This is a genomic window from Nonomuraea sp. KM90, from assembly GCF_052246675.1.
Classification (GTDB): Bacteria; Actinomycetota; Actinomycetes; order Streptosporangiales; family Streptosporangiaceae; genus Nonomuraea.
Genome location: NZ_JBQQCB010000034.1, coordinates 41549 through 63625, shown reverse-complemented (window position 1 = coordinate 63625; position 22077 = coordinate 41549). Strand labels below are relative to the sequence as shown.

Below are 22077 nucleotides of genomic sequence, written 5' to 3'. Positions count from 1 at the left end.
GAAATCCGTGCGCCACGCGGAGGTGATCAAGCTCGCGGCGGGGCCGTGGAGCCGCGTACGACCAGGGAGACCGGCAGCAGGAGCGAGCGCGCGGGGCGGTCCGGCTCGTCGATGCAGTCCAGGAGCATGCGGGCGGCCTCGGCCCCCAGCTCGTGGTGCGGCACCGCGACCGTCGTCAGCGGCGGGCGGAGCTTGTCCAGGAACGGCATGTCGTTGAAGCCGACCACGCTCACGTCGCCAGGGCAGGACAGGCCGCGCTCGGCGAAGACGTCGTAGCAGCCCAGGGCGATGAGGTCGTTGCCGGCCACGACCGCCGTGACGTCGCCGGCCCTGGCCAGGAGCTCGCGCATGGCCGCCGCGCCGTCCTGCTCGTTCCAGCGGGCGCACTCCACCACCAGGTCACCGGCCAGCCCGAGGTCGCGGACGGCATGGCGGAAGGACTGTGACCTGACGCGGCCGGTGGAGGTGGTGAGGGGGCCGGACAGGTGGGCGATCCGGGTGTGGCCGAGGCCGGCGAGGTGGCGTACGGCGGCGGCCACGCCCGTGGCGTCGTCGCCGGTGACGGCCGGGAGCGGCAGGTGCTCGACCTGGCGGTTGACCAGCACCATGGTGACGCCCTGCTCGTGCAGCTGCCGGAGCAGGGGGTGGTCCAGGCGGGCGGTGGCGATGATGAGCCCCTCGACCTGGCGGGAGCGGAGCGACTCGATCGTGGCGCGCTCGCGCTCCTCGTCGTTGTCGGTGTTGACGATCCAGACGTTGTAGCCGTCGGACTCCAGGACGCTCTCCACGCCGCGCACGATCGGCGGGAACAGCGGGTTGGTGAGGTCGGGGATGACCAGGCCGACCGTGCTGGAGCGGGAGGTCTTGAGGCTGCGGGCCACCGAGTTGGGCTGGTAGCCGAGCGCCTGCGCGGCCCGCATGACGCGGCGGGCGGTCTCGGCGCTGATCTGCTGGCGGGTCTTGGGGTTGAGGGCGCGCGAGGCCGTGGCGGTGTGGACGCCGGCGGCCTCGGCGACGTCGCGGAGTGTCGGGGCCGGCGGCGGGCTGGGGTTGGTCATCGGCCGCGATCTTCTCCTGAGTCCGGTGAGTCGAGCAATCCCTGGTCGAGCAGGTCCCCGGCGGGGGCGTCGCCGTAGCGGCGCCGGAGGCCGAGCACCGTGGACAGCGACGCCGCGTCCGCCCGGCCGTCGGCCACGAGGCCCTCGCCGGGGTCCTTCAGCCGTTGAAGGTAGCGCGCCGCGGTGGCGGGCGGCAGGCGCAGCGCCGCGGCGGCCTCCTCGGTGACGACGCCGTCCGCCTCGCCGCCGACGATGGCCCGGGCGGTGGCGCGCAGGGCCGCGGCGAGGTCGCGGACCGCGGGGTCCGGGCCCAGCGAGCACAGCACCGTCCCCAGGTACGGGCGGGGGACCCCGGCCAGCCGCACCGCGCCCGCGTCCCGCGCCCGCAGGTCGGCGCCCGCGTTGAGCATGGTCGCGGCGCAGCGGCCGCCCAGCAGCGCCTCCAGGCGGCGCGGCGTGGACCCGAGCGCGACCGTACGGTAGTCGCCCGGCCGCAGCCCGATCGCCTCCAGCGCCGCGTAGAGCGCGAACGCGAACCCCGAGCCCGGCACGTCCACCCCGACGGCATCGCCGCCCGCCGACGGGCCGGACAGCGCGTCCGCCAGGTCGGCCGCCGAGCTCAGCCCGGGGCGGGCGTAGAGCGCCAGGCCGAGCCCGCGGTCCACGGCTGAGACGATCCGCACGTCGGCCGTCCTGCCGAGCGGGTTGGCGGGCACGAAGCGGTAGGCGATGACGTTGTCGGGGCTCGTCAGCGCGGCGCCGATATCCCCGTCGAGCAGGGCGGCGAACTGGGCGGGGGAGGAGGCGACCGGCACCTCGCGGACGCCTGGATCGACCAGGCCGAGCCGCCGGCCGGTGCGCAGCAGCACGGACGGGCTGAACGCGCCCACCACCAGAGTTCTTCGCACGACCGACCACTCCATCCGTGCACTCGTTTGCACGACAACGCCGTCAGCTCTTGACAGTAACCGCATGGAAACGGATGCTCCAGGGCAGTGCAATCGTTTGCGGGGGACGCGAAAGCTCAGCGAAGGAGGGCTCATGAGCGCCCAACCCCCCGCCCGCCGTGCCCGCCTGGCCGTGACGGTCGTCGCGGCCGTCGCCCTGGCCCTGGCAGCGTGCGGGCAGCGCCCGTCGGAGACCCGGGCGGGCGAGGCGAGCAGGCCCGTCGTCATCGGCGTCTCGCTCCCGCTGACCGGGGACTTCGCCCAGCCGGGCAGCGAGGCCAAGCGCGGTTACGAGATCTGGCGCGACATGGTGAACGCCAAGGGCGGTGTCCTGGGCCGGCAGGTCGAGCTGAAGATCGTCGATGACGCGAGCAACCAGGACACCGTGGTCGCCGACTACACCAAGCTGATCACCCAGGACAAGGTGGACCTGCTGCTCGGCACGTTCTCCTCGCTGCTGAACTACCCGGCCTCCGCCGTGGCCGAGAAGAACCGCATGGTCTTCGTGGAGCCGGCCGGCGGCGCGCCGGACATGTTCGCGCGCGGCTTCCAGTACCTCTTCTTCGCCCAGCCCGCCACCGCACCCCGGCAGGCGGACGTGTTCGTGAACTGGGTGAAGTCGCTGCCCGAAGCCGACCGGCCCAAGACGGCCGCCTACCCCAGCCAGGACGACCCGTTCGCGCTGCCCGTGATCAAGTCCATGCAGGAGCAGCTCGAAGCGCTGGGCGTGAAGACCGTCTACAGCGAGGTATACCCGGCCGACACCACGAACTTCCAGAGCGTCGCCGGCACGCTGGCCGACCGGAAGCCGGACCTGGTCGCGCAGGGCGCGGTGTTCGAGGACGGCGTCGGCATGGTGCGCTCGCTCAAGCAGCTCGGGTTCTCGCCGAAGCTGCTGTTCCAGACCTCCGCCCCGAGCAACTCCAGCCAGTACAGCGACGGCGTGGGCCCGGCCAACACCGAGGGCGTCTTCTACACGGTGAGCTGGAACGAGAAGGCGACCACGCCGCTGAACGCCGAGTTCGTGGCCGCGTACCGGAAGGCGCACGCCGCCGCGCCCGCCGAGGACGCCGCCGACGCGTTCGCCGCCGCGCAGGTGTTGCAGGCCGCGGTCGAGGCGGTCGGCGCGATCGACCAGGACCGGATCAAGGACTGGCTGCACGCCAACACCGTGCAGACCCTGCTCGGCCCGCTGAGCTGGAAGGAGAACGGCGAGCCGAAGGGCAGCTTCCTGCTCGCCCAGTGGCAGGGCGGGAAGGTCGAGGTCGTCGGCCCGCCCGAGCTGGCCACCACCAGGACCGTGGTGAACCCCAAGCCGGACTGGAAGTGAGCCATGGCGCACTTCGCGCAGGCGGTCGCGCTGGGCCTGCTGATCGGCGGGGTCTACGCCCTGATGGCGTCGGGGCTGACGCTGATCTTCGGGGTGATGCGGATCATCAACGTGGCGCAGGGCGCGTTCCTCGTGCTGGTGGCGATGGTGACGTGGTGGTTGTGGAACCGGACCGGGATCGACCCGATCGTGGCCTCCGTGGTGACCACGCCGATGATGTTCGGGTTCGGGTGGCTGTCGTACCGGCTGCTCGTCTCGCGGATCCGCGGGTCGTCGTCGTCCATGTCGGTGCTGCTGACGTTCGGGTTCGCGCTGGTCATCGAGGGGGTGCTGAACCTCACCGCGGGCAACAAGTTCAAGTCGGCCGGGCCGTCGTACTTCGAGGAGTCGTTCCGGGTCGGGTCGGTGTCGCTGCCGAAGGCGCAGGTGTTCGGGTTCGTGGCGGCGATGGGGGTGCTGGCGGTCCTGTACTACGTGCTCAACCGGACCTGGACCGGGCGGGCGATCAGGGCCGCCACGCAGAACCCGTCCGGCGCCGCGCTGGTGGGGGTGGGCGCGGCGGGCACGGCGGCGCTGGCGTTCGCGATCGGCAGCGCGACGGCCGGGGTCGGCGGGTCCATCCTGTCGGTGCTCTATCCCTTCTTCCCGGCCTCGCACTACGAGTGGATCTCGCGGCTGCTCGGGATCGTGGTGCTCGGCGGCCTGGGCAGCCTGCCCGGCGCGCTGGTGGGGGCGGCCATCCTGGGGCTGGCCGAGACGCTGACCGCGACCTACGGCTCGCTCGGCTGGTCCACGCTCGTGTTCTACCTGGTGATCATGGCGGTGCTGCTGGTCAGGCCCCAGGGGCTGTTCGGGGCGCGGCTGCGGGAGGACGCGCCATGAGGCGGGCCCACCTCGTCGCGGGGGCGTGCCTGGTGGCACTGCTCCTCTACCCGGTCGTCAACCCGTGGCAGCCGTACCCGCAGGCGGTGCTGCTGCTCGGGTTCCTGCTGGCGATCCAGGCGACGAGCTGGAACATCATCTCCGGGTACGCCGGCTACATCTCGCTCGGGCACAGCATGTTCCTGGGGGTGGGGTCGTACACGGTGGGCATCCTCGCCCTGCGGTGGGGTGTCAACCCGCTGTGGGTGGCGCCGCTCGGCGGGGTGGTCGCGACGGTCATCGCGGTGCTCATCGGCGCGGTCGTGCTCAGGACGCGCGGCCACGCGTTCGTCATCATCACGATCGCGATGCTGCTGGCGGCGCAGATCATCGCGGTCAACTCCAGGGAGCTGACGCGCGGCTCGGACGGGATCACGCTGGAGCTGCCGTTCTGGCACCGCGACTTCCAGAACATCCCGTTCTACTACGCCTTCCTGCTGCTGCTCGTGCTGACGGTGCTGTTCAGCGCATGGATCAGGCGCACCAAGCTCGGGACCGGGCTGGTGGCGATCCGGGAGGACGAGGGCAAGGCCGCCTCGATCGGCGTCAACACCACCCGCTTCAAGATCGTCGCGTACGCGGCCAGCGCCTTCTTCATCGGCGTGGCCGGCGGCGTCTACGCCTACTACCTGACCTACATCAACCCGGTCGGCTCCTTCGCCATCCTCGGCAGCGTGACGATCGTGCTGGCCGCCCTGGCCGGCGGCCGGGGCACCCTGTACGGGCCCGTCGTGGGCGCCTTCGCCGTCAACCTGGTCAGCGAGGCGGCCACCGTCTACGCGGGCGGCGTCCAGTCGCGCGTGCTGCTCTTCGGCGGCGCACTGGTCCTGGTGGTGCTGTTCCTGCCCAAGGGCCTGCTGCCGACCGTGGGGGAGTGGTGGCGGCGCAGGCATCCGGCGCCCGTGGAGTACATCGACCGGCCGGTCGCCCGTGACCGGGTGCCCCCGGTCCCTGTCGAGAGGGACGTGCTGCTGTCGGTGCGCGGGGTGTCCAAGCGGTTCGGCGGCCTGGTCGCGGTGGACGACGTCTCGCTCGACGTGCGGCAGGGCACGATCACGGCGCTGATCGGGCCGAACGGGTCGGGCAAGACCACGCTGTTCAACCTGGTCACCGGCGGGCTGCCGCCGGACTCCGGCGAGATCTGGTTCGACGGGCGGCGCGTCGACCGGCTGCGGCCGTGGCGGCGGTGCCATCTCGGGCTCGGGCGGTCGTACCAGGTGACCAGGCTCTTCGACGACCTGACCGTACGGGAGAACGTGGTCGCCCCGCTGGCCGACTCCCGCTGGCGGACCATGCTGTCCGACGCCGTGCGCGGCCACGAGGCGGAGCGCGCCGGCCAGTTGCTCGACCTGGTCGGGCTCGGCCGCTTCGCCGGCCGGCAGGCCGGCGCGCTGTCGTACGGGCAGCGCAAGCTGGTCGAGCTGGCCCAGGTGCTGATGCTGGAGCCCAAGCTGATCCTGCTCGACGAGCCCGCCGGCGGCGTGAACCCGAGCCTGCTGGGCCGCATCACCGAGGTGATCCGCGAGCTCAACGCGGCCGGCGTCACCTTCCTCGTCGTCGAGCACGACATCCCGCTCGTGCTCGACCTGTGCGACCCGGTCGCGGTGCTGGCCGGCGGCCGGCTGATCGCCGAGGGGCCGCCGGGGCTGGTCAGGGAGGACCCGGCGGTGCTGGACGCCTACCTCGGGACCGACTGGATGCCGGTGGTGAGATAGATGCTGCAGCTCAAGGCGGTGGTCGCGGGCTACGGCGGCGGCAGCGTGCTGCGCGGCGTGGACCTGGAGTGCGCCGAGCGCACGATCACCTGCCTGGTCGGCCCCAACGGCGCGGGCAAGTCGACGGTCCTGCGCGTCATCAGCGGCCTGCTGGTCCCCACCGAGGGCGAGATCCGCATGGACGGCGAGCCCATCGGCGGGCGTGCCCCCGACGAGATCCTGCGCCGCGGCATCGCCCAGGTGCCGCAGTCGCACGCCCTGTTCCCCGCCATGTCCGTGCAGGAGAACGTCCTCATGGGCGGCTACCTCATCCGCAGGGACAAGAAGCTCCTGCGCGAGCGCCTCGACCAGGTCAAGCAGCGCCTGCCCATCGTCGCCGAGCGCGCCCGCGACCATGCCGGCAACCTCAGCGGCGGCCAGCGGCGGATGGTCGAGATCGCCCGCTGCCTCATGCTCGACCCGCGGCTCGTCCTGCTCGACGAGCCGTCGCTGGGCCTGGACCCGCGCGGGCTGGCCGGCGTGGCGGAGGTCGTCCAGGACCTCGGCCGGGCGGGCACCACCGTGCTGCTGGTCGAGCAGAACGTCCGGCTCGGCCTCGGCCTGGCCACGCACGGCGTGGTCATGGAGGGCGGGAAGGTACGCCTGACCGGCACCGCCGCCGCCGTGCGGGACAACCCCGAGATCGCCTCGCTCTACCTGGGCGGAAAGGTCGGTGATCCATCGTGGACGAGCGAGTCGCGTCCGCCGTCGAGCACTGGGGACCCCGGTTCACCGCCAACGGCGTGACCGCCTCCGACTTCGAGCGCGTCACCCGCGACCTGGACGACTGGGACGGCTGGTGCGCCGCCTGGTCGTCGGTGGCCGCCGAGCACGAGAAGCTGGGCCGGCAGGCGCTGGCCACCGGCCGGCACCTGTCGGCGGGCGGGCACCTGGCACAGGCCGCCCTCTACTTCCACTTCGCCAAGTTCGTGTTCGTGGCCAACCCCGACCAGATGCGCCGCGCCCACCTGCGGGCGGTGGCCTGCCTCGACGACGCCCTGCCCCACCTGTCCCCGCCGGGCCGCCGGGTCGAGGCCGGCTTCGAGGGCACCGCGCTCGTCGGGATCCTCCGGCTGCCCCCGGGGCCCGGGCCGCACCCGGCGGTGCTCATGCTGTCCGGGCTGGACTCGGCCAAGGAGGAGCACCGGGTGGTCGAGCAGCTCTTCCTGGAGCGGGGGCTGGCCACGTTCGCCGTGGACGGGCCCGGGCAGGGGGAGGCCGAGTACGACCTGCCGATCAGGGCCGACTGGACCCAGCCGGGCAAGGCGTTGCTCGACGCGCTGGCCGCCGAGCCGCGGATCGACGCGTCCAGGATCGGGGTGTGGGGGGTCAGCTTGGGCGGGTACTACGCGCCCCGGGTGGCGGCGGCCGCGGGTGACCGGGTCAAGGCGTGCGTGGCGCTCGCCGGGCCGTACGACTTCGGCGACTGCTGGTCCGGCCTGCCCGAGCTGACCAGGGAGACCTTCCGCGTCAGGGCCCGGGCGGCCACCGAGGAGGAGGCCCGGCGGATCGCGTACACGCTGACCATGGAGGGCTCGGCGCAGGCGATCACCGCGCCGCTGCTGGTCGTGTTCGGGCGCAAGGACCGGCTCATCCCCTGGCGGCAGGCCGAGCGGCTGGCCACCGCGGCGGGCGGCGACAGCGAGCTGCTCATGCTGGAGGAGGGCAACCACGGCTGCGCCAACCTCACCCCCTGGCACCGTCCCTACACCGCCGACTGGCTGGCCCAGCGGCTCGCGAAAGGCGACTTCCGATGACTGCAGGACTACGGCGGGTGGGCTGGATCGGCACCGGCCGCATGGGCTTCCCCATGGCCGCGCGGCTGGCCGGGGACGGCGTGGAGCTGGCCGTGTGGAACCGTACGCGGGCCAAGGCGGAGCCGCTGCGCGAGCACGGCGCGCTGGTGTCGGACACGATCGCCGGGCTGCGCGACCGCGACGTCGTCTTCACCATGGTCGCCACGTCGGCCGACCTCACGCAGGTCCTCGCCGAGTTGCTGGGCGACGGCGGCCCCGGCGTGGTCGTGGACTGCTCCACGATCTCCCCGGAGGCGTCGGCCGCCGCCCGCGAGGAGTGCGCGCGCAACGGCACGGAGTTCCTGGCCGCGCCGGTCAGCGGCAACGGCAAGGTGGTGCGGGCCGGCCTGCTGAGCATCGTCTGCTCGGGGCCCCGCGAGACCTACGACCGGGTGGCCGGCCTGCTGGCCCGGCTCGGCCGGTCGGCCACGTACGCGGGCGAGGGCGAGACCGCCCGCCTGGTGAAGATCGCGCACAACCTGCTGCTCGGCGTCGTCACCCAGACGCTCGCCGAGATCACCGTGCTGGCCGAGAAGGGCGGGGTGCCCCGGCACGCGTTCCTGGAGTTCCTCAACGACAGCGTGGTGGGCTCGGCGTTCACCCGCTACAAGTCGCCCGCGTTCGTGCACCTCGACTACACGCCCACGTTCACCCCGGTCCTGCTGCGCAAGGACTTCGACCTGGGCCTGGCCGCCGCCCGCGCCCTCGACGTGCCGATGCCGGTGACCGCGCTCACCGCGCAGCTCGTCCAGGCCGCCGTCGGCACCGGCCGGACCGGCGAGGACTTCGCCATCCTGCTCGACCTCCAGGCCGCCGCCTCCGGGCTGGAGCTCAAGCCCGAGGACGTGGCCGTGGACGACGGGCTCGGCTCGTGAGCGCGCCGATCACTGGGCCGATCACTGGGCCGATCACTGGGCCGATCACTGGGCCGATCACTGGGCCGATCACTGGGCCGGTCGCAGGGCCGCTGCCCGCGCCCGGGCACATGTCCGTGGACTACGAGCGGCGCGTCGACTTCGACCGGCTCCGGGACCACCGGCTGCGCCGCGCCCGCGCCGCGCTGGAGGGCAGCGAGTGCGGGGCGTTCCTGCTGTTCGACTTCTACAACATCAGGTACGTCACCCAGACCTGGATCGGCGGCGCCCTCGGCGACAAGATGACCAGGTACGCCCTGCTCGCCCGCGACGCCCCGCCGAGACTCTGGGACTTCGGCTCCGCCGCCCGCCACCACCGCCTGCACAGCCCCTGGCTGGACCCCGCCGACTGCCACGCGGGCATGCTGGGCCTGCGCGGCGCCATCGCCCCCACGGCCGGGCTGATGGCCGACGCGGTCCGCCAGATCAAGGGCCTGCTGAGCGACGCCGGGCTGGACGGCGCGCCCGTGGGGGTGGACATCGTCGAGCCGCCGTTCCTGTTCGAGATGCAGCGGCAGGGATTACGCGTGGTGGACTGCCAGCAGCTCATGCTGGACGCCCGCGTCATCAAGTCCACCGACGAGATCATGCTGCTCACCCAGGCCGCCGCCATGGTGGACGGCGTCTACCAGGACGTCATGGAGGCGCTGAAGCCCGGCATCCGGGAGAACGAGATCGTCGCGCTGGTCAACAAGCGCCTCTACGAGATGGGCTCCGACCAGGTGGAGGCGGTCAACGCGGTGAGCGGCGAGCGCTGCAACCCGCATCCGCACAACTTCTCCGACCGGCTGATCCGGCCCGGTGACCAGGCGTTCTTCGACATCATCCACTCCTTCAACGGCTACCGGACGTGCTACTACCGCACGTTCGGCGTCGGGAGCGCGACGGCCGCGCAGCGGGAGGCGTACGCCAGGGCGCGGGAGTGGATGGACGCCTCGATCGGCATGATCAAGCCGGGTGTGGGGAGCGACCAGGTGGCCGCCGTGTGGCCGCCGGCCACCGAGTTCGGGTTCGAGGACGAGATGGCGGCGTTCGGGCTGCAGTTCGGGCACGGGCTGGGGCTGGGGCTGCACGAGCGGCCGATCATCTCGCGGCTCAACAGCATGCGGGAGCCGATCGAGCTGCGGGCCGGAATGGTGTTCGCGCTGGAGACGTACTGCCCGGCGAGCGACGGGTTCTCGGCGGCCAGGATCGAGGAGGAGGTCGTGGTCACGCCGGAGGGGTGCCGGGTGCTGACGCTGTTCCCGGCACAGGACCTGGTCGTGGCCAACGCCTACTGAGTCACTCGATGGCCCTGATCACCGCTTCCCGGTCCAGCGGGAGGTCGCGGACGCGGACCTCGATCGTGGCGGCCACCGCGTTCGCGATCGCCGCCGCCACCGGGCCCTGAGCCGCCTCGCCCGCGCCCACCGACGGCGTGCCCGGGTGCTCGACCAGCTCCACCACCACCTCCGGCGCCTCGCTGAAGCGCAGGATCGGGTAGGCCTCCCAGTCGCCGCTGGTGATCGCGTGCCGGTCGAACCGCACCCGCTCCTTCAGCGTCCAGCTCACCGCCTGGGTGGCGCCGCCCTCGATCTGGTTGCGCACGCCGTCGGGGTTGACGACCTGGCCGACGTCCACGGCGATGGTCAGGCGGCGCACCCGTACGTCCTGCTCGGCCTCCACCTCCGCCACGGCCGCGCAGTACGCGCCCACGCCCTTGTACTGCGCGAACCCCAGCCCGAGCCCGGGCGCGCCCCAGCCGGCCGCCGCGGCCGCCCGCCGCAGGACCTCCTGCCCGCGCGGGTCGCCCAGGTGGTCCAGCCGGTACGCCAGCGGGTCGCGCCCGGCGGCCAGGGCCAGCTCGTCCATGAACGACTCGATCGCGAAGACGTTCATGAACGCCCCCAGCGACCGCAGCGCCGACGAGCGGATCGGCGTCTCCAGCACGCGGTGGCCGGTCACCGCGACCCGCGGGAAGTCGTAGATCGGCGCCGCGTTGCGGGTCATCCCCCAGCCTCCCCGCTCCGGCGGGTCGGTGGCCGCCGGGTACGTCCACGGGCGCTCCAGGTGGGCCCCGGCGAGCAGGCCGGGCACCCCGGCGTAACCCGGGCGGCTGATGTGGCCCTGGCTCCACACGTCGTAGTCCCAGGACCGCACCGTCCCGGCCTCGTCCACCACCGCTGCCACGTCCACCGACATGGCCGAGCCGAACGGCGCCCACGTCAGCTCGTCCCGCCTGCTCCACCGCACCTGCACCGGCCGGCCGCCGGCTTCCCGGGCCAGCAGGGCCGCGTCGAGCGCCACGTCGTCGGCGGCGTTGTGGCCGTAGCAGCCGGCGCCCTCGACGTGGCGCACCTCGATCCGCTCCTCGTCCAGGCCCAGGATCCGGGCCAGGGCCGTCCTGAGCGGGTGGACGCCCTGGGTGTGGCTCCAGACCTCCAGGGTGCCGTCGGCGTTCCAGCGGGCGGCGGCGCAGCTCGGGGCGATCGAGGCGTGGGCGATGAAGGGCCTGCTGTAGGTGGCCGTCCGTAGCTCCCCGTCAGGTCTTTCCCCGGCCGGTTCCCGCACGCGGACGGTTTCGTGCGGGCCGGTGCGGAGGAAGGTGCGCAGGTCGTGCTCGTCGGGCAGGGTGTCGCGGTCGTCCCATTCGGCGGCCTTGCGCAGCCGGTTCAGGGCGCGGTCCGCCTCGGGTTCGGTCTCGGCCAGCACGCCCAGGAACGAGCCGTCGCGCACCACGCGCAGGTCCGGCTGGGGGGTGAGGTGGCGCAGCCGGGCGGCGGGGGAGGGCGGGCGCAGCACCCGGCCGTAGAGCTGGCCCGGCAGGCGCAGGTCGTGGACGAACCTGGGCCGCCCGGCGACCTTGTCGGGCAGGTCGAGCCTGGGCACGCTGACCCCCACGTACACCGGCGCCGCCTCCACGGCGTTCACCGTGGCCTCCGGGGCGGGGCCGACGGGCGGGCCACCCGGGTGTGCGCCCGGGCCGGCCGCTTTGGCCAGGTCGGCGTAGGTCGCGGTCAGGTCGCCGCAGCGGAACTCGCCGCGCCGTACCGTCACCTCGCCGGGGGCGACGCCCCAGCGGCGGGCCGCCTCGGCGGCGCAGGCGGCCCTGACCCGGGCGCACGCCTCGCGCAGCGGCGGGCCCGAGTGGGAGATCGACCGGCTCCCCGCCGTGATCCCCTCGTCCGGCCCCGCACCCGTACGGGCGGGCAGGATTCGCACCTGCCCCAGGTCGGCCCCCAGCGCGTCGGCCGCGATCTGGGCCAGCGCCGTGAGCACCCCCTGCCCCAGCTCCACCTTCCCGGCCCGGACCAGGACGATCCCGTCGTCCCGCACCGTGACCGCGTCGTCGCCGCTCATTCCGCCGCCTTCAGCACGGCGCGGACCACGCGCCGCTGGACCCCGCAGCGGCACAGGTTGCGGTCGAGCGCCGCCACCACCGCCTCCTCGTCCGGCCGGGGGTCGGCGGCCAGCAGCGCGGCGGCGCTGACCATGATCCCCGACAGGCAGTAGCCGCACTGCCCCGCCTGCTCCTCCAGGATCGCCCGCTGCACCGGGTGCAGGGAGTCACCGGGCGCCAGCCCCTCGACCGTCACCACCTCCCGCCCCTCGCAGGCCGACAGCGGCGTGTCGCAGGCCGCCGTGACCCGCCCGTCGAGCAGCACGAAGCACGCCCCGCACAACCCCACCCCGCAGCCGAACCGGGTCCCCACCAGCCCCAGCTCGCCGCGCAGCACGTCGAGCAGCGGGGTGTCCGGATCGGACCCCGCCTCCACGGCCGCGCCGTTCACGATCATCCCCGTCATCCCCGTTTACCTCCGTCCCCGAACACTTCCGGGTGCTGTGAAAGCTCTACCCGGGTACGCCTGATATGACCGCTCAGGTACCGTTCCGCATCCACGGCGTCGCGCCGTTCGATCGCGTCCAGCAGCAGCCGGTGCTCGGCGTTGACCACCCACCGCCGCGACGGGCCGGTCAGCCGCATGAACGCCCGCCGGTAGTGCTGGGTCGCGTTCCACATCCGCACGACCATCGACGAGAGCTGCTCGATGCCGCACCCGGAGTAGGTCAGCAGGTGGAACTCGCGGTCGAGCGCGAGGAACTCGCCGATGTCGGTGTTGGCCTCGATCTTGTCCTGGATCAGCCCGAGCCTGCGGTGGTCGCCGGCGGTCAGGTGGGGGATGCTCTCGGTCAGGGCGAGGGGTTCGAGCCGCTCGCGCATCTGGTAGATCACGTCCACCTCGTGCCCGCCAAGCCGGGGCACCCTCGCGCCCCTGCGCGGGTGGTGCTCGGTGTGAGCCCCTCGGCCGCCAGCATGCGCAGCGCCTCGCGCACGGGCAGCCGGCTGGCCCCGAGCCGCTCGGCCAGCTCCTCCTGCCGGATGCGCTCCCCGGGCGCGATCGCGCCGCTGAGTATGGCCTCGCGCAGGTGCGCGGCCACCCGCTCGCTCTCAGGCACCCGCACGGTCGAACGCCTTGCCACCCGGGTACGACACCAGCTCGAACTGCATCCCCCACGGCGCCAGGAAGTACACCCACCGCTGCCCCTCGCTGGGCCCCCTGCTGGCGGTGGGCTCGCCGAGCACCTGGACCCCGCGCTCCCGCAGGTAGGCCACGGCGGCGTCGATGTCCTCCACGTACAGCGCCACGTGGTGCCCGCCGACGTCGCTGTTCCTGGGCACCTCGGGATGCCGGCCCGGCGCCGAGTACTGGAACACCTCGAAGATCGCCTGCCCGCCGCACCTGAAGAAGTGCAGCCGCTCCATCACGGCCCGCGGATGCACGTTGAGGTGCTCCTTCATCCACGGGCCGTCGTCGTGCCGGTAGGGGCCGAGCGTGTACATGTACTCGCAGCCGAGCACGTCCACCAGGAACTCCCTGGCCTCCTCCAGATCGGGCACCGTGAAGCCGATGTGGTCCACCCGGCTCAGCCCTGGAAGTCCGCTCATACCGGCCCCTTCCCTTTTGGATCCAATCCAGCCTACGTCCGCCCTCGCAGGGCTGTAAGGACTGTTCTTTGGATCCAGACCGTGTAAGGCTGAGGAATGCCCCAGCATCACGGGCTCGAACCGCCCGCGCCCTGGGTCGAGGTCGTCGCCACCGACGAGGACTGGGACGCCGCCGACCCCCACCTGCTGACGAGCATGCTCGGCCAGCTCCTGCTGATCAGGACGTTCGAGGAGTACGTGCTCGACCTCGCCCGGTCGGGCCTGGTGCACGGCCCGGCCCACTCCAGCATCGGCCAGGAGGGCGGCGCGGTCGGCTCGGTCCTGTCGCTGGCGCCGGGCGACACGGTCAACGGCTCCCACCGGGGGCACCACCAGTTCCTGGCCAAGGCGCTGGCGTACGTGGAGCCGAAGGGCATCGATCCGACCAGGGACTTCTCGCCCGAGGTGCGCGAGGTGCTGCTGCGCACGCTCGCCGAGATCTGCGGCCTGGACCGGGGCTTCAGCCACGGCCGGGGCGGCTCCATGCACCTGCGCTGGGAGGAGGCCGGGGCGATCGGCACCAACGCGATCGTCGGGGGCGGCGTGCCGTTCGCGGCGGGGTCGGCGTGGGCGCACCGGCGGGCGGGGACCGGGGCGGTCGCGGTCACGTACTTCGGCGACGGGGCCGCCAACATCGGCTCCACGCTGGAGACGCTCAACCTGGCCGCCGCCTGGCGGCTGCCGCTCTGCTTCTTCGTCGAGAACAACCGCTACGCCGTCTCCACCGGCGTGGCCGAGGCGACCGCCGAGCCACGCCTGTCGGCCCGCGGCCCCGGCTTCGGCGTGGCCAGCTGGAAGGTGGACGGCATGGACCCGCTGGCCGTCCACCTGGCCATGCGCGAGGTGCTCGGGCACCTGCGGGCGGGCCGCGGCCCCGCCCTCGTCGAGGCGGACGTCTACCGCTACTTCCACCAGAACGGCCCCCTGCCCGGCAGCGCCTTCGGCTACCGGACCAAGGAGGAGGAGCAGGAGTGGCGGGCCCGCGACCCGATCGAGCGGCTGGCCGGCCACCTGTCGCGCCGCGGCCTCCTCGGGCGCCCCGACGTCGACGCCGCCGCCGCGCGGGCCAGGGAGCTCATGGCGGACGTGGGCGGCGTCCTGATCGAGCCCGTCCCCGGCGGCCGGCCGGGACAGCGCAGGATCCGGCCGGCCGAGTGGCCCGACCCGGGATTCGCGCACGTGGGCGTGCGCGACCTCGCCGAGTTCGCGGGCGCGCGTACGGCGGACCGGGACACGTTCACGGGGGAGCTGGCCGAGCGGAAGTTCATCGACGCCGTGGCCAAGGTGATGGCGCGGCGCATGCGTACGGACGAGTCGATCGTCGTGCTCGGCGAGGACGTGCACCGGCTCAACGGCGGCACCAACGGCGCCACCCGCGGGCTCAAGGAGTCCTTCCCCGACCGCGTCCTGGGCACCCCCATCAGCGAGAACGCCTTCACCGGCCTGGCCGGCGGCATCGCCTCGGACGGCCGGTACACGCCGGTGGTCGAGCTCATGTACGCCGACTTCATGTGGGTGGCCGCCGACCAGCTCTTCAACCAGATCGCCAAGGCCAGGCACATGTACGGGGGCGACGACGCCATGCCGCTCGTCCTGCGCAGCAAGGTCGCCATGGGCACCGGGTACGGCTCCCAGCACTCCATGGATCCCGCCGGCCTCTTCGCCACCGCCCCCGGCTGGCGGATCGTGGCGCCCACGACGCCGTTCGACTACGTGGGGCTGCTGAACAGCGCGCTGCTCTGCCGCGACCCCGTCGTCGTGCTGGAGCACGTCGACCTGTACAACTCGACCGGGGAGTGCCCGGTGGACGACCTGGACTACTGCCTGCCGGTCGGGCGGGCGGCCGTGCGCCGGGCCGGGTCGCGGGTGACCGTGCTGACGTACCTGGCGATGACCTCGTACGTGCTGCGGGCGGTCGAGGCGTCCGGGGTGGACGCGGAGGTGATCGACCTGCGCTGGCTCGACCGGGCCAGCCTGGACTGGGAGACGATCGGGGCCAGCGTCGGGAAGACGCGCAACGTGCTCATCGCGGAGCAGGGGCCGGTGGGGCCGTCCTACGGCGGGTGGCTGGCCGACGAGCTCCAGCGCCGCTTCTTCGGCCGGCTGGAGCAGCCGGTGCGGCGGGTGACCGGCGGGGAGGCGTCGCCGAGCATCAGCAGGGTGCTGGAGCGGGCGGCCATCGCCAGGGACGAGGAGGTGGCCGCCGCGCTCACCGAGATGACGGCGCATCCGAGCGGCCGGGAGGCCGGGGGCGAGCAGCACCTCTGCCTGCGCGGCACGGCTCAGCTGGACAAGCTGCTCAAGCTCCGCCGGCGCCTCGGCGACGGCACCGGCCGACCCGTCTCCGTCACCGACTTCGTGATCAAGGCGGCAGCGCACGCGTACCGGCTGGTCCCCGCCATGAACGTCGCGCGGACCCCGGAGGGCACCAGGACGTTCGAGACGGTGGACCTGGCCGTCTCCGCCGACGGCGGCCCGGTCGCCCCCGTGCTCAGGTCGGTGGAGCGGCAGTCCCTCACCTCCGTCGCCGCCGCCGTCGAGGCGCTCACCGGCCGGGCCAGGGCCGGGACGCTCCGGAGCGACGAGCTGGAGGGCGGGGTCATGACCGTGACGAGCCTCGGCCCGCACGACGTGGCGGAGGTCGCCGCCACCGTCGGCCCGGCCCGGTCCGCGGCCCTCGCCGTGGGGGCGGTGCGGGAGGAGCCGGTGGTCAGGGGCGGCCGGGTGAAGGCCGGCCCGGTGCTTCGGGTGACGCTGTCGGTCGATCGGCGTGCGGTCGACGGCGCGGTGGCCGCCGCCTGGATGGAGGCGTTCCTCGGCCTGCTGGCCGACCCCGTCCGCGTCCTCGGCTGAAACGCGCTCACCTATTGCCCGGGCGGCACGTGAGGAATACGGTGTTAATCGTTTCACACCGGCCGGCGGCCGAGAGGTGAAGACTCTCCATACGTTGACCTGCTCACCGAGATCCGAGTCCAGAAATTTCCCCATATCCCTGTAGGGAATGCTAGGTTATTCGACTAACATGAGACCAACAGCGCGACAAGTGGCCGAGCTGGCGAACGTGTCAGTGGCGACCGTCTCCTACGTCCTCAGCGGCCGCGACCGACCCGTGGCCGCCGAGACCAGGCAGCGGGTGCTCGATGCCGCCAGGCAGCTCGGCTACACCCCCAACCAGGCCGCCAGGAGCCTGCGCAAGCGCCGCACCCAGCGGGTCTGCCTGGTGCTGAGCTCGTTCGGCGGCGTGCCCACCGACGAGCGGCTGGCCACGGACCTGCACGAGATGGCCGACGCGCGGGGCTACTCCGTGGTCTCGCTCGCCGTCTACTCCGAGGCCCGCGCGAACGCCGCCATCGACGTGCTGCGCGGCGGCATCGCCGACGGCGCCCTGATCAACGTCGTCGGCGACCACCTCACCCAGGACCTGCTCGGCGGGCTGGCCGCCACCGGGCTGCCGATGGTGGTGCTGAGCAACGAGAGCGGGCTGGCGGGCTGCGACGTCGTACGCACCCCGGAGACGGAGGCGTGCGCCGAGGCGGTCGAGCACCTGCTGGCCACGGGCCGGCGGCGGATCGCGTTCATGGCGCACCGGCACGAGCTCTACCGCGACCGGCCCGCGGGGCGGCTCCTCGGCTACACCACCGCCCTGGACCGGCACGGCGTGCAGGAGCGGATCGTCACCGGGGGCGCCGACGACCGCGTGTCGGCGTACCAGACGGCGACCGAGCTCCTGCGCTCCCCCGACCGGCCCGACGCGATCTTCGCCGCCTCCGACCGGGCGGCGATCAGCGCCATCTGGGCCGCCCGGGACCTGGGGCTGAGCGTGCCCGGCGACGTCGCGATCGTCGGCGCGGGCAACATCGACGAGGGTCTCATCAGCAATCCGCAGCTCAGCACGGTCGGCCCGATCCGGCACGACTACACCGACGTCGTACGCCTGCTCTTCGACCGCCTCCAGGCCGAGGAGCCGCCGCCCGCCCGCGAGATCGTCCGCTCCTGGACCTTCATGCGGCGGGGCTCGTCCTAGAAGGGAAATCCGAGATGCCTTCCCACCCCTCACGCCGTGACCTGCTCCGACTCGTCGGGGCGGCCGCCGCGGTGCCCGTCCTGTCCTCCTGCGCGGGAGCGCCGACCACGCAGAGCTCCGCCGCCCCCGGCACCTTCACCGTCTACTGGAACGCGGGCCACGACTACCAGGCATACCGCAAGGTGATCGCCGAGTTCGAGCAGGCCAACAAGGTCAAGGTCAACCTGCAGAAGTACCAGTGGCCCGACCTGCGCACCAGGCTGCTGGCCGACTTCGCCTCCGGGACCGTGCCCGACCTGGTGGAGGAGCCCGGCGGGTGGGTGCAGGAGTTCGCCGTCTCCGGCAACGCCCGCTCGCTGCAGGACTACGTGGACCGCGACGGCCAGGCCATGGGCTTCCCCTCGGACTGGCAGCCGGTGACGGTCGAGCGCAACTCGTACCAGGGCAAGGTGTACGGCGTGCAGCTCCACCTGACCTGCAACACCCTCTTCTACAACAAGGCCATGCTCAGGGACGCCGGGGTCGAGGTGCCGACCACCTGGGAGGAGTTCCTCGACGCGGCGAAGAAGCTGACCAAGGACGGCGTGTACGGCGTCGCGCTCAACCAGGACTACCTCTACGTCTGGCCCTGGCTCACCCAGGCCGGCGTCACCCCGTACGACCCGCAGACCGGCAAGGTCATGACGCCCATCGAGGACGCGGTCGCCGCCCTGCAGTTCCAGGCCGACCTGATCCACAAGCACAAGGTCGCCCCCGTGCCGGTGTCCGGCACCGACTACTCGGGACCGCAGAAGCTGTTCTCGGCCAAGCGCGCCGCGATGATCTTCACCGGCCCCTGGGACCTGGACCCGATCAAGAAGACCAGCCCCGACATCGAGCTCGGCGTCGCGCCGCCGCTGAAGCACAAGACGCAGGCCACGCAGGCGGCCGGGGTGAGCATGTTCGTGCCCGCCAAGGCGGCCCGGCCCGACCTGTCGTGGGACTTCATCAAGCGCATCACGGCCATCGAGGTCGAGCAGGCCGCCACCAAGGAGACGGGCATGCTCATGCCGCGCGTCTCCTGGACCGAGCTGCCCGAGGTGCAGTCGAACGAGGTCATCAAGGTCTTCGCCGACGCGCTGCCGTACGCGAAGGACTCCTCCCAGCAGGTGCGCCTGACCGGCCAGCTCGGCAAGTGGGACGAGCAGCTCAAGGTCATGTACCAGCAGGTGATCATCCAGAACCAGCCGGCCGCCGAGGTGCTGCGCAAGTTCGCCGAGACGGCGGAGGGCTTCCTGAAGTGAGGCCCCGCACGTTGTCCGGCCGCTACGCCAGGACCGCCTACCTCTTCCTGCTCCCGGCGATCCTGTTCTTCGCGGCCTTCTTCTACCTGCCGATCGGCAACGTGGTGGCCACGAGCTTCCGCACGGGGCCGATGGCCGACCAGTGGACGGGCCTGGGCAACTACACCCAGGCCCTGGCCGACCCCTCCGTCCGGCACTCGTTCCTGGTCACGGTGGGCTTCGCGGTGATGGTGGTGATCGGGTCGATCGTGCTCGGGCTGGCCCTGGCGATGGCGATCGACCAGCCGCTCAAGGGGCGGGTGGCCTTCCGGGTGCTGCTGCTGGTGCCCTACCTGACCTCGGTGGCGATCGTCGGGCTGCTGTGGCGCAACATCCTCGACCCCGAGCTGGGCGTGCTGAACCGGGCGCTGGACGCGATGGGGCTGCCCGAGCAGCAGTGGCTCAACACCTCGCCGCTGCTCACGATCGCCGCCGTCACGCTCTGGCAGAGCGTCGGCTACACGATGGTGCTGTTCCTGGCCGGGCTGCAGGGCATCCCGGAGACCTACCACGAGGCCGCCAAGATCGACGGGGCGGACGCCTGGCGCCGGTTCTGGCGGATCACGCTGCCGCTGCTCGCCCCGACCACGCTGTTCGTGTCGGTGATGGCGGTCATCTCGGGGCTGCAGGCGTTCGGGCAGGCGTACATCATCACCGGCGGCGGCCCCGGCGACGCCACCGACCTGTCGGTCTTCCACATCTTCAACGTCGCCTTCCGCACCAGGGACTTCGGCTACTCCTCGGCGCAGTCGGTGCTGCTGCTGGTCGTGATCGTGGCGTTCACCCTGGTCCAGCTGCGGGCGGGGCGGCGCGGGGAGGTCACGTACTGATGCGCAAGGCGCTGCTCTACACCCTGCTCGGCGTGGCCTCGCTCGTCACCGTCGTGCCGCTGCTCTACATGCTCTCGCTGTCGCTGCAGACCGAGGCCGAGACGCTGTCGGCCGAGGCCGTCCTGGTGCCGGAGTCGCCGCAGTGGGGCAACTACGCCGAGCTGTTCACCCGGGCGCCGTTCGGGAACTTCATCGTCAACAGCCTCGTCGTGGCCGGCCTCATCACGCTGGCGCACCTGCTGTTCGACCCGCTCGTCGGGTACGTGTTCGCCAAGTTCCGGTTCCCGCTGCGCAACACGCTGTTCGTGGCCCTGCTGGCCACGCTGATGGTGCCGTTCTTCGTGCGCATGATCCCGCTGTACGTGCTGATGGCCAACATGGGCTGGCTCAACACGTACCAGGGGTTGATCACGCCGTTCCTCATGGACGCGTTCGGGATCTTCCTCATGAGACAGTTCATCCAGCCCATCCCCGACGACCTGATCAGCGCCGCGCGCATCGACGGCGCCTCCGAGCTGCGGATCTACCGCAGCGTCATCCTGCCGCAGACGCGGCCGGCACTGGCCGTGCTCGGGCTGTTCACGTTCGTCTTCCAGTGGAACGAGTTCCTCTGGCCGCTGGTCGCCACCAGCACGCCCGAGATGCGTACCATCCCGGTCGGGCTCACCCTGTTCAACCAGGAGTACTTCACGCTGTGGCACCTCACCGCCGCCGGCTCGGTGATCCTCTTCGTCCCCACCGCCGTCCTGTTCATCCTGACCCAGAGATACTTCGTACGCGGTATCGCGCTGACCGGCCTCAAATAGTTCGACAGGAGTCCTCCTTTTGCGCCCGAACGTGATCGTCGTCTTCACCGACCAGCAGCGGTGGGACACCGTCGGTCCCTTCACCCCGAACCTCGACAGAATGGCCAGGAACGGTACGCAGGCCACGGTCGCGCTCACCCCGCAGCCGGTGTGCGCGCCGGCCCGCGCGGCCCTGCAGACGGGCCGCTACCCGACCACGACCGGCGTCTACCGCAACGGCCGCGTGCTGCGCCCCGAGGAGCGCACGCTGGCCCACCACTTCGGCGCGGCCGGCTACGCCACCGGCTACATCGGCAAGTGGCACCTGGCCGGCAGCGAGCCGGTCCCCGAGGAGCAGCGCGGCGGCTACCGGTCGTGGCTGGCGGCCAACGCCCTGGAGCACACCTCCGACGCCTACCGCACCATCGTGTTCGACGAGGCGAACGACCCCGTCCTGCTGCCCGGCTACCGCTCCGACGCCCTCGTGGACGCGGCCGTGCGCTTCGTCGCCGACCACGCCGACGACCCGTTCTACCTGTTCCTGTCGTTCCTGGAGCCGCACCACCAGAACGAGGTGGACAACTACCCGGCGCCCGAGGGTTACGAGGAGCGCTATCAGGGCCGCTGGATGCCGCCGGACCTGGCCGCGCTCGGCGGCACGGCCCACCAGCACATGGGCGGCTACCTGGGCCAGGTCAAGCGCCTGGACGAGGGCCTGGGCCGGCTCCTGGACGCGCTGCGCAGCATGGACCTGCTGGACGACACGATCGTCGCGTACACCTCCGACCACGGCAACCACTTCAAGACCCGCAACGGCGAGTACAAGCGCTCCTGCCACGACGCCTCCCTGCGCGTGCCGCTGGCGCTGCGCGGGCCCGGCTTCGACGGCGGCGGCGCGATCTCCCGCCCGGTCAGCACCATCGACCTGCCGCCCACGCTGCTGGAGGCCGCCGGGCTGCCCGTGCCCGAGGAGATGCAGGGCCGCTCCTTCCTGCCCCTGATCCGCGACCCCCGGTCCGCCGAGTGGCCGGAGGAGGTGTTCTTCCAGGTGAGCGAGTCGGAGGTGGGACGCGGCATCCGCACGTCGCGGTGGAAGTACTACGCCGTCGCCGAGGACGCCCACCCCTGGGACGTGTCGGCCGCCTCCCGCTACCGCGAGCAGGCCCTGTACGACCTGGAGAACGACCCGCACGAGCTGGTCAACCTGGCCGGGTACGCGTCGCACGCGGAGGTGGCGGCGGGGCTGCGCGAGCGGCTGGTCCGCCGGATCGTGGCCGCCGGGGAGGAGCCGGCGGTCGTGGAGGCCGCAGTGGAGCGGGCGGGGCGCGAGCAGGCGATGCCCGACCCGGAGGTCCGCCTGCACGGCCCCAAACCGGTCCGTTTCGGCCACCAACGCCCCGGCACCCCCTGACACCGCCGGCCCGTGCTTC

19 protein-coding genes and 1 pseudogene are annotated in these 22077 nt (G+C 72.4%); 13 read left to right on the top strand and 7 right to left on the bottom strand.

Features of this window, described 5'->3' with window-relative positions; genetic code table 11:
• Positions 1 to 26: 26 nt before the first annotated feature.
• Entirely contained in the window at positions 27 to 1058 is a 1032-nt protein-coding gene (locus ACTWPW_RS29340; protein WP_375111747.1) for a LacI family DNA-binding transcriptional regulator, read from the bottom strand.
• A complete protein-coding gene (locus ACTWPW_RS29335; protein WP_443170543.1) occupies positions 1055 to 1966 on the bottom strand; it encodes a hypothetical protein in 912 nt (303 codons plus the stop codon). The genes ACTWPW_RS29340 and ACTWPW_RS29335 overlap by 4 nt, the downstream gene beginning before the upstream one ends.
• 133 nt (positions 1967 to 2099) lie before the next feature.
• Between ACTWPW_RS29335 and ACTWPW_RS29330 the strand changes: the two genes are divergently transcribed.
• The 7 genes and pseudogenes from ACTWPW_RS29330 (at position 2100) to ACTWPW_RS29300 (ending at position 10000) form a co-directional block, all read left to right on the top strand.
• A complete protein-coding gene (locus tag ACTWPW_RS29330) occupies positions 2100 to 3335 on the top strand; it encodes an amino acid ABC transporter substrate-binding protein (RefSeq protein WP_443170542.1) in 1236 nt (411 codons plus the stop codon).
• A gap of 3 nt (positions 3336 to 3338) precedes the next feature.
• A complete protein-coding gene (locus ACTWPW_RS29325; protein WP_443170541.1) occupies positions 3339 to 4217 on the top strand; it encodes a branched-chain amino acid ABC transporter permease in 879 nt (292 codons plus the stop codon).
• Positions 4214 to 5971, top strand: a complete 1758-nt coding sequence (locus ACTWPW_RS29320) for a branched-chain amino acid ABC transporter ATP-binding protein/permease (protein ID WP_443170540.1) — start codon at positions 4214 to 4216, stop codon at positions 5969 to 5971. Before ACTWPW_RS29325 ends, ACTWPW_RS29320 begins: the two co-directional genes overlap by 4 nt.
• A pseudogene (locus ACTWPW_RS29315) lies at positions 5972 to 6470 on the top strand (ABC transporter ATP-binding protein); the annotation flags it as partial.
• 223 nt (positions 6471 to 6693) lie between these two features.
• Positions 6694 to 7767, top strand: a complete 1074-nt coding sequence (locus ACTWPW_RS29310; protein ID WP_443170539.1) for an alpha/beta hydrolase family protein — start codon at positions 6694 to 6696, stop codon at positions 7765 to 7767.
• Positions 7764 to 8681 (top strand): NAD(P)-dependent oxidoreductase, encoded by a 918-nt coding sequence (locus ACTWPW_RS29305; RefSeq protein ID WP_375111740.1) that lies wholly within the window; start codon positions 7764 to 7766, stop codon positions 8679 to 8681. The genes ACTWPW_RS29310 and ACTWPW_RS29305 overlap by 4 nt, the downstream gene beginning before the upstream one ends.
• 110 nt (positions 8682 to 8791) lie before the next feature.
• On the top strand, positions 8792 to 10000 hold the full coding sequence (locus ACTWPW_RS29300; RefSeq protein ID WP_375111739.1) for a M24 family metallopeptidase: 1209 nt from the start codon (positions 8792 to 8794) through the stop codon (positions 9998 to 10000).
• Between the two features lies 1 nt (position 10001).
• Here the strand turns inward: ACTWPW_RS29300 and ACTWPW_RS29295 are convergent, their stop codons facing one another.
• From ACTWPW_RS29295 to ACTWPW_RS29275, 5 genes are read right to left on the bottom strand one after another with little or no spacing between them, the layout of a single operon-like run.
• On the bottom strand, positions 10002 to 12059 hold the full coding sequence (locus ACTWPW_RS29295; protein WP_443170538.1) for a molybdopterin cofactor-binding domain-containing protein: 2058 nt from the start codon (positions 12057 to 12059) through the stop codon (positions 10002 to 10004).
• Positions 12056 to 12505, bottom strand: coding sequence for a (2Fe-2S)-binding protein (locus tag ACTWPW_RS29290; RefSeq protein ID WP_443170537.1), 450 nt, complete (start codon positions 12503 to 12505; stop codon positions 12056 to 12058). The genes ACTWPW_RS29295 and ACTWPW_RS29290 overlap by 4 nt, the downstream gene beginning before the upstream one ends.
• Entirely contained in the window at positions 12502 to 12963 is a 462-nt protein-coding gene (locus ACTWPW_RS29285; RefSeq protein ID WP_443170536.1) for a GntR family transcriptional regulator, read from the bottom strand. The genes ACTWPW_RS29290 and ACTWPW_RS29285 overlap by 4 nt, the downstream gene beginning before the upstream one ends.
• A complete protein-coding gene (locus ACTWPW_RS29280; RefSeq protein WP_443170535.1) occupies positions 12930 to 13163 on the bottom strand; it encodes a GntR family transcriptional regulator in 234 nt (77 codons plus the stop codon). The genes ACTWPW_RS29285 and ACTWPW_RS29280 overlap by 34 nt, the downstream gene beginning before the upstream one ends.
• The gene (locus ACTWPW_RS29275; protein ID WP_443170534.1) at positions 13150 to 13647 is read right to left on the bottom strand and encodes a VOC family protein; all 498 of its coding nucleotides are present in this window, start codon (positions 13645 to 13647) and stop codon (positions 13150 to 13152) included. Before ACTWPW_RS29275 ends, ACTWPW_RS29280 begins: the two co-directional genes overlap by 14 nt.
• Positions 13648 to 13743: 96 nt before the next feature.
• On the opposite strand from ACTWPW_RS29275, the gene ACTWPW_RS29270 reads away from it, so the two are divergent.
• The 6 genes from ACTWPW_RS29270 (at position 13744) to ACTWPW_RS29245 (ending at position 22058) form a co-directional block, all read left to right on the top strand.
• Positions 13744 to 16539, top strand: coding sequence for a thiamine pyrophosphate-dependent enzyme (locus ACTWPW_RS29270; RefSeq protein ID WP_443170533.1), 2796 nt, complete (start codon positions 13744 to 13746; stop codon positions 16537 to 16539).
• A 148-nt stretch (positions 16540 to 16687) separates the two neighbouring features.
• Entirely contained in the window at positions 16688 to 17710 is a 1023-nt protein-coding gene (locus ACTWPW_RS29265) for a LacI family DNA-binding transcriptional regulator (RefSeq protein ID WP_443170532.1), read from the top strand.
• 14 nt (positions 17711 to 17724) lie between these two features.
• Positions 17725 to 18993, top strand: a complete 1269-nt coding sequence (locus ACTWPW_RS29260) for a sugar ABC transporter substrate-binding protein (RefSeq protein ID WP_443170531.1) — start codon at positions 17725 to 17727, stop codon at positions 18991 to 18993.
• The gene (locus tag ACTWPW_RS29255) at positions 18990 to 19862 is read left to right on the top strand and encodes a carbohydrate ABC transporter permease (protein WP_375111731.1); all 873 of its coding nucleotides are present in this window, start codon (positions 18990 to 18992) and stop codon (positions 19860 to 19862) included. The genes ACTWPW_RS29260 and ACTWPW_RS29255 overlap by 4 nt, the downstream gene beginning before the upstream one ends.
• Positions 19862 to 20668 carry a carbohydrate ABC transporter permease gene (locus ACTWPW_RS29250; RefSeq protein ID WP_364136177.1) on the top strand — a complete coding sequence of 269 codons (807 nt, stop codon included), beginning with the start codon at positions 19862 to 19864 and terminating at the stop codon, positions 20666 to 20668. Before ACTWPW_RS29255 ends, ACTWPW_RS29250 begins: the two co-directional genes overlap by 1 nt.
• 19 nt (positions 20669 to 20687) lie before the next feature.
• Positions 20688 to 22058, top strand: coding sequence for a sulfatase-like hydrolase/transferase (locus tag ACTWPW_RS29245; RefSeq protein ID WP_375111730.1), 1371 nt, complete (start codon positions 20688 to 20690; stop codon positions 22056 to 22058).
• Positions 22059 to 22077 lie beyond the last annotated feature (19 nt).